The following is an 8,907-nucleotide window of genomic DNA, read 5'->3' as shown; positions in this document are numbered from 1 at the left end:
AAAGGAGTGCCTTTAAAAGCACTCTGAAGCATGAAATCGGGAGAACCGCAGCAAACGGTTCTCCCGATTTTTGTTGTACTAGGCTTCCAGGAACGATCCATTTCTTAGATGCAAGGGCACCTACGTTTGTTGCGAAGAGGAGCCTTTGGAAGCCGAGTTTTTGTTCGATTTATGGATCGCGATCATTTCCTGATCAGATGTGCGGTTAAAGGGGGCGCCATACTTCGGCAGTCCCTGGCCTATCAACTTGCGTCCACCATCTTGCTTCGTAGGCCCGGCCTTCGAATGTGACGCGATCACCACCGAGATAAACGGTACCTGCATTCCACTCTGGATAGGCTGGTGCAGGGTCAGGGGGGCTTGGTTCGCCAGGCGAAGTCCCATCGTTAGGACCAAAATCTACGTCAATCACATTGTAAAACGCATTGGCTGTGTCAGCTACATCCCAGACACCTAAAATCACATGGTATCCTGTACGCTCAGGAATCGTTACTTCATGTGAGACCTTCTCACCTGGTCTCGCCCCATTGTCATGCCTCTCATAAAAGGGGATAAGTTCAAATTGATCACGAGTTAATGGCTGATCGGGGTTCCAGTCTGGTTTTGTGATGTAATAATGCCATTTTGCTGTCGAATGCATGGCCGTTAAATGCCAAGTAAATGTATGTGTCCCACTTGTAAGCGGCACTTTTGACCAGCGAGTTGAGCTTTGCTCATCCAATTTTGGGAACAACCCACCTGCTGAGGCAATTTGGCCATCTGGCACGCTCTGCCCTGGAAATCCTTTTGGCGCTTCCAAGCTTTGTGGCTCCCAAACAATCGCTCCACAGTCCTGATTGGCACCTTGCTGGCAAAGGAGCCCACGGGAGCTAGGACTTTCAATGTACCCATGGGCGGAAGCAACTTGGACTCCTGCAAAAGCAAGCAACCCAAACACGACTGTTTGTAACAAGACGGCGCGACAACATTTCATCCATTTTTCTTTAACCATACAGTCCTCCTTAAACATTTAGGTTGTTACAACTTTCATGAATATGTATATAACATTGATACAAATTTTATAACGAATTTTTTCCAGTGATCATGATCTATTTTAATATCAGAACATGGAAGCATCGCCAGGCTATAATCAAGAAGTCAATCGGAATAGACTTGTTAATTAATTAAAAACGTTCATATGTAGAATCCTCTTCCCTTTCACTCCATGTTTTATCTAGTACTTGACGGTCCTTGCCATTCAAGTGGTGTGAAATTGAAAGGTTTCGACGTTGACATTCCTTGAGTAAAAGATGAATAAAGTCTGGATCAAGGTTAAGCTTGATTGCATTTTTACACGCTTCAATTAGAATTTTGTCGGACAATGTTTTCATAAAATCCCCCATTTTTTAAGAGTATAGCCTCTCATTTATAATCAAGCTGGCAAGAGGTAGAAACGATCAAATCTCTGAAAAGACGATAAGTCTATGCCAAGCTTAATCCTGATTTTCTGTTTAACTAAGCAGCGGTTATGGTGGCTAGTAGTCACGATGCCTACACATCGGTCTCGGTCACTCATAACAAAAATCTTTCATATGAGCTGAAAGTCTTGCGAATTGGTTTGATGAACAAAAAAATCGGCAATTACATACATCGACCCATTCTTTTTTCTATCGAATGTCCTGAATAAAGCGTTTTTCCATTCGTATATTCACTAGCGGGCGATTTCGTTATCAGCTTATTCTTGTTCTTTTACTTAAAATCCTATTAGTCCTATGACAAAATTTCTGCACTTGTGAAGAGTAGTTGGAAAAAAATAGATAACATGAAGGAGAAAAATCCTACCCTCTTCAAGCCGTTAAAGCGGTTAATTACCAAACCAAAAACCGCTGATATGTAGCCTAAAATCATTTCATTTGTAGTAGATTTATAGTTTTTGTGAACAAACGAAGATAGATGAATAATGACAGAAAAATAGGTACAAAAAAATAGTAAATAGCGCCTGTTTATTGGAACAAATATCTAAAAAATACATACAAACGTAATTAATAGGGTCTATAGTTGTTTGATTGTTCAGAACTCTTGACTTGTTTCTATAACCGAATTAAATTAAAAATAGATTGATATATTTATAGAAGACACCCTTTTTTACCCATTTTATCTAAATAAAACAATTGCTTTATTATTTTCATTATTATTAGTTGCAATTAGGATAAAAAAATTGGAGGGCCATATATGCGAAAACTGGGTTCCTTATTTCTTCTGGCAGGCCTGATTTTTTTAGGGTGGTTCGCTTTCGAGCTATACAGCCAACACAAAGCCGAAAAACAGTCATTGACGGAAGCACAGGCGCGGATTGGCGAAAAAGCATCACCCGAAGATTTTTCGCCAGGACAAGGCGAGGCGTTTGCGACATTGGAAATTCCAAAGCTTGAAAGGACCCTTCCTATCGTTGAAGGAGCTGATCCTGATTCATTGGATGCTGGCGTTGGCCACTTGCCTGAGACCGCTTTACCTGGGCAGGATGAACAAATTGTTTTGTCGGGACATCGCGATACCGTTTTCCGCAATTTCGATCAATTAGAAATAGGAGACCCACTTATTGTCGAAATGCCTTATGGAACGTTTACCTATGAAATCGCCTATACCGAAATCGTGCCAGAAGACGATACGTCGGTGATCCGCAAAATGGGAGAAGAAGTCCTAGTGGTCAGCACCTGTTACCCATTCCACTTTATTGGCAACGCTCCAGAACGGTTTGTCATTTATGCATATCCGCTGGAGGATGAAGTCTGAGCAAACATCGTACCAGCAAACACATCCTTTTAAGGGGGTGATGGCCATGGTGATCAAATAAATTTCCAGAAAAAGAAGGTGTTAAAAGACTAAAAAAAGAAGGTGCGAATACGTTGCAATCGAAAAAACTGATGACCAGGAGAAGACTTCTGGAATTAAGAAAACTCGTTATTGTTACGATGGTTTTCTTGCTTTCGCTTAGCAACTTCCTTCCTTATTCGGCGCAATACGCGCAAGCGAATGAAACGCCTGCCCTTTCTGATCTTGAACTTACACAAGATGTGGATGGAGAAGAGCGCAAGGAAGTTGAAAAAGGCGCCACCTTTACGTTCAATGTCGATGCGTTGATCCCAGAAGACGGATCGAATGAGGGAACGTTGACGATTCTCAATCAAGTCGATAAACAACTATCGATTGAGAATGTGGAAGTCGTTGTGAAGGAAGAAGAAGAAGCAGAAGAAGAAGAGAGCGAGTTGGAAGCCGTTGTAGAAGGACAAGATGTGAGTCTTGACCTTACACCCGAACAACTGGACACAGTCGCTGGCCAACATGTCACCATAAAGATTACCGCTGCTTTTCCAGATGAAGTAGAAGCAGGCACAGAAATCGAAAACGTGGCAGAAGCATTTATCAACGGCGAATTAGCCGAGAAAGCAGAACCCGTAACAGTCGCGCTCTTAGCTGACACTGAGGCTACTTCGGAAGAAACCGAAGAAGAGGATGCTTCTGAGGATGCTTCCATAGAAGAAAAGGCTCAAGAAGAAACCCAGCAAGAGGATGAAGCCTCAACTGAAGAGGAAAACGCTGGCGAAGAGTCTCTAGAAGAGGAAAAATCTTCAGAAGAGGAGCAAACTTCAGAAGAAGAGCAAGCCACAGAGGAAGAAACTGAAGGCGAAGAGGCTGCTGAAGAGGTTGCTGAAGAGACGACAGGTGCCGAAGCGAATAATAATGAAATAATCGAAAAACTAGATATTGATGCATGCGGGAATCGTGTAGCATTGGTGAATGGTGAGTTTGACTTGCCGGAGGGACCTGGTAACTATGATCTCCCGATAGCAGGCGGCGGTTATTACTATGCAGACACTGTTCCAGGGTGGGAAACGACTGATATGACCCGTACACCAAGAGGGATCATTCAAATAATGGACCCTGCCCGACCGAGCACGATACCTCCAGATGCTGGGAATAAAGAGAACCTTACGAGTAGATTTGCAGAATTAAATGCTGATACACATAGTATGTTGTATCAAGAATTACCGACCGTACCAGGGCAGACCATTTATTGGCGCGTAGATCACAGATCATACACTGGTGTGGATACGATGAGTGTGAATATTGGACCGGTTACGGCCGATCCATTCAACACCACGCCAGAAATAGAGAGATTTTCAACTGGGACTGTATGGGAAACGTATTCAGGAAGTTATACGGTTCCAGCAGGCCAAACAGTGACGCGTTTTGGATTTAAAGCCATTAGTACAGCTACTGGATCGTTGGCTTTCGGTAATTACATTGATAATGTTTTCCTAGGTACAGAACCGTGTGTCGTTGCGGAAAAATCCGTTTCTCCAGAAGGGGAAGTCTCTGTTGGCGATGAGCTAACCTATGAAGTAACGGTTAAAAATGGCGGCGGCGATATTGCAGCTGATACGGTCATTGAAGATGCGATTCCAGAAGGCACGGAATATGTCCCTGAATCATTGAGAATTGTTAATGGTCCAAATGCAGGCGATTTGACTGACGAAAACGATGATGATGGTGGCCATTTTGATGGTGACAAAATCGTTATTAATCTCGGTAATTTAGCGAATACAACGGAATTGCCAGACGGCATCACCGTCCAATTTAAGGTCAAGACACTCGCCAGCCATGCCAATGAGGTTGTTGTCAACCAAGCGAATATTGGCTACAAAAACTTACTGCTGAATGAGGATGAAACAACCGATACCAATGAAGTGGAAACACCTGTTGTGTATCAAATACCAGAATTGGAATCAGAAAAAACAGCAACACTTATTGAAAAAGGGGAAGGAAACACGGATGAAGATCATGTAGAAGTAGGAGATACACTACGCTATACGATTCAAGCCCGTAATATTGTATCCGGTAGCATAGTAGAAGGCATGGTCATCTCCGACACGATTCCAGAAGGCTTGGAATATGTGGCAGACACATTGAAAGTCGACGGAGAAGCGGTGACTGATGATGAAGATGACGACGAAGGCCATTATGTTGATGGTGGAGTAGTTGGCAGCTTCGGTGATGTCGCAGATGCAGACTGGCATACATTAGAATTTGATGTCACCGTATTGCCAGGCCAAGCAGGCAAAGACATTGAAAACACCGCTTTAGCTGACGGTAACAATATCGACGAACCGCAGGAACCGAGCGAACTCGTTGAAATTTATCCACGTGAAGGTCCTGTTGTCGAAGCTGAAAAAACGGTCTCTCCAGAGGGCGAAGTGTTTGCAGGCAATATCCTCACATACGACGTTACGATTAAAAATGTCGGTGAGCATATTGCAGCCGATGCCGTTTTCGAAGATGCGATTCCAGAAGGAACTGAATACGTTCCTGGCTCCTTGAAAATTGTCGCAGGGCCAAATGCTGGCGATTTAACCGACGAAGAAGATGACGATGCTGGCCATTTTGCTGGCGACAAAGTCATGATTGAGCTCGGCAATTTGGAAACAACAACGGAATTACCAGATGGTGTTACCGTGCAATTCCAGGTGATGACATTGGAAAGTCACGTAGGTGAAACGGTTGTGAACCAAGCTGACATCCAGTATCGCAACTTGCAAACGGATGAAGAGCAGTCGGCACAATCGAATGAAGTTACAAACGAGATTGTGGAAACACCAGACATTGATGCATGTGCACAGCCAGTTGCATTGGTAAATGGTAGTTTTGAAGAACCAACTGCAAGAATGCCAGGAGATACAGGCTCGCCTGGTCACGAACAACATTGGATGTACTTTCTCGAGGATGAAGTGCCAGGTTGGAAGACCAATGCTTCGGATAAACTCATCCAAATTATGAAAAATGAGTATATTTATCAGTATCAGATCAACCCTCCACACGGGAACCAATATGCTGAATTAAATGCTCATCAAGTATCAGCATTGTATCAAGACGTTGAAACCACGCCAGGGCAAACGATTTATTGGCGTTTGGCTCATAGGGGCCTCCAGGGTGTAGATACAATGAACGTACAAATTGGTTCAGCCGATGTGGCGGCAGAGGAACTGCCAGTGATCGAGCAAATCAGTACGGATAAAACGGAATGGGTCTATTATTCAGGAACCTATACTGTACCAGCAGGCCAAACCGTAACCCGGTTTGCTTTTAATTCCGTAGATGCAGCTGGCGGATCGCAAATGTTTGGCAATTTATTAGACGACATTTTCCTCGGAACGGAGCCATGTGTCGTTGCCGAAAAATCCGTTTCTCCAGAAGGAGAGGTATTTGAAGGCGATCAGCTTACCTATGAAGTCACCATTAAAAATAACGGTGGCGACGTTGCTGTAGATACCGTCTTTGAGGATGCGATTCCTGAGGGCACAGAGTACGTTCCAGGATCAATGAAAATCCTTAATGGGCCAAATGCAGGTGATTTGACTGATGAGAACGATGATGATTCTGGCCATTTTGATGGCGACAAAGTCATTATCAACATTGGCGAATTGCCAAATACAACAGAGCTAGAAGACGGCATTACCGTCCAGTTTAAAGTTAAAACGTTGTCCAGCCACGTCGGCGAGACGGTTGTGAACAAAGCAACCGTAGACTACAGAAGCGTGCTGACCGATGAAGACAAAACAACTGAAACGAATGAAGTGTCGAATCCTATCATTGAAAGAGAAGACATTGACGCTTGTGCCGCACCAGTTGCCTTGATCAACGGTAGTTTTGAACAAGGGCCAGCGAGAGGATCTTATAATCAACCTTACTTCTTTTTAGAAGAGGAAGTTCCAGGCTGGCAAACAACGGACGATAGCCAAGGCGTGAAAATCATTGAAATTTGGGATTATGCCCAGCAATATCCAGGAGGAGTAATCAACTTTCCACCTCCGCCTGATGGAAATCGTTATGCAGAACTTAATGCTTTTGACCATGGGTTGTTGTATCAAGACGTAGAGACGACTCCTGGCCAAACGATCCAATGGCGTTTGTCACATATGGGACGCCACGGTGTGGATACAATGCAAGTTCGTATCGGACAAGTAACCGACGACCCGTATGATACGGAAATCATCGAACAAATGTCAGATGGAAACACGGCATGGGGGACATACACAGGAACGTATACTGTCCCAGCTGGTCAAACGGTAACGCGTTTTGGCTTTGAAGCTGTTTCTACTGCAAACGGAATCTTAGGGGCCGGTAACTTCCTAGACGATATTTTCCTTGGGACGGAGCCATGTGTAGAAGCGGAAAAAACAGTATCCCCTGAAGGAGAAGTTACCGTTGGTGATGAGCTCACCTATGAAGTCACTGTTAAAAACACGGGTGGCGACATTGCGGCTGACGCGGTCTTTGAAGATGCGATTCCAGAAGGAACCGAATATGTACCAGGTTCGATCAAAATCCTTACTGGACCAAACGCTGGTGATTTAACTGATGCAGACGATGATGATGCTGGCCATTTTGATGGTGATAAGGTCATCATCCAACTTGGCGACCTGCCAAATACGACCGATTTGCCAGACGGCATCACTGTCCAATTCAAAGTAAAGACACTCGCAAGCCATGCCAATGACGTCGTTGTCAACAAAGCAAACATTGGCTACAAAAACTTGCTCACAGATGAGGACAAAACAATCGATACTAATGAAGTGGAAACACCGATTGTGTATCAAAAACCAGTAATCGAATCAGAGAAAAACGCCACCCTTCTTGAAAAAGCAGACGGCAACACCGATGCGGACAACCCAGAAGTCGGCGACACGCTTCTGTACAAGATTCAAGGCCGGAATACACTTGAAGGAAGCATTGTTGAAAACTTTGTCATCTTCGACGTGATTCCAGAAGGCTTGGAATATGTTCCAGGAACGCTGAAAGTGAACGGAGAAGCTGTGACTGATGATGAAGATGACGACGACGGCCATTACGTTGATGGCGAAGTGTTCGGTTCCTTCGGTGACGTAACAGACACCGAGTGGCATACGCTTGAGTTCCAAGTCATCGTTGGTGAAGGTCAAGCAGGGAAAGACATTAAGAACACAGCCGTTGTTGATGGCGACAATCTTGATGATCCAGATGAACCAAGTGAAGAAGTCAAAATCTATCCACGTGAGCCAAAGACAGAGTCAAGAAAATCAGCCACAAACGCGGATGAAAGCAAAGAGCGCTATGAAGTCGGCGACACGGTTGTGTACACGATTGAAGCACGCAACACGGTCTCTGATAGCTTGCTTGAAAACTTAAAAATCAGCGACGTCCTCCCAGAAGGGCTAACGTTTGTGGAAGGTAGCTTGGAAGTAAGCCATGGTGGCACAGGAAGCTATGAAGACGGCACCGTAACAGCTGAGTTCGGTGAAGTCACAGACACCGAATGGCGTACGGTCACGTTTGAAGCAACGATTGATTCCGGCTATTCAGGCGAGAAGATTAAAAACGTTGCGCTCGTCGAAGTGCCAAATATTCCACCAGATCCACCAGAAACCGAAATTGATGTCGATCCGAAAAAGCCAAAAACGGAATCAGAAAAATCGGCGGCACTGCTTGAAAAAGCAGAAGGCAATACCGATGCCGACAACCCAGAAGTCGGCGACACACTTCGGTATACGATTCAAACACGCAATACAATCGAAGATAGCTTGATCGAAAACCTTGTCATTTCTGACGTCATTCCAGAGGGACTGGAGTATGTGCCAGGCACGCTGAAAGTGAACGGAGAAGCCGTAACGGATGAGGAAGACGACGATCAAGGTCACTATGTCGATGGCAAAGCAGTGGGCCACTTCGGTGATGTTAAAGATACCGAATGGCGGACCCTCGAACTAGACGTGGTCGTGTTGCCAGGTCAAGCAGGGAAAGACATTGAGAACACAGCCGAAGTAGATGGCGACAACTTGGACGACCCAGATCGCCCACAAGAAGAAGTCAAAATCTACCCACGTGAGCCGAAAA

Annotated in this window: 4 protein-coding genes; 2 read left to right on the top strand and 2 right to left on the bottom strand. The window is 44.7% G+C overall.

Annotated features, from left to right (window positions below; all coding sequences use genetic code 11):
- Positions 1 to 205 precede the first annotated feature (205 nt).
- Both N6H06_RS19055 and N6H06_RS23105 read right to left on the bottom strand, forming a co-directional pair.
- On the bottom strand, positions 206 to 991 hold the full coding sequence (locus tag N6H06_RS19055) for a lytic polysaccharide monooxygenase (protein ID WP_263707714.1): 786 nt from the start codon (positions 989 to 991) through the stop codon (positions 206 to 208).
- A 172-nt stretch (positions 992 to 1,163) separates the two neighbouring features.
- Positions 1,164 to 1,370, bottom strand: a complete 207-nt coding sequence (locus N6H06_RS23105) for a sporulation histidine kinase inhibitor Sda (RefSeq protein WP_318527589.1) — start codon at positions 1,368 to 1,370, stop codon at positions 1,164 to 1,166.
- 841 nt (positions 1,371 to 2,211) lie between these two features.
- Between N6H06_RS23105 and N6H06_RS19045 the strand changes: the two genes are divergently transcribed.
- The gene (locus N6H06_RS19045; protein WP_263707713.1) at positions 2,212 to 2,772 is read left to right on the top strand and encodes a class D sortase; all 561 of its coding nucleotides are present in this window, start codon (positions 2,212 to 2,214) and stop codon (positions 2,770 to 2,772) included.
- A gap of 113 nt (positions 2,773 to 2,885) precedes the next feature.
- On the top strand, positions 2,886 to 8,907 hold a 6,022-nt coding region (locus N6H06_RS19040; RefSeq protein WP_263707712.1), incomplete at its 3' end, for an isopeptide-forming domain-containing fimbrial protein.

Origin of the sequence: Shouchella tritolerans, assembly GCF_025770735.1 — a bacterium.
GTDB lineage: Bacteria > Bacillota > Bacilli > Bacillales > Bacillaceae_D > Shouchella > Shouchella tritolerans.
This window is presented reverse-complemented; position numbering and strand designations above follow the sequence as displayed.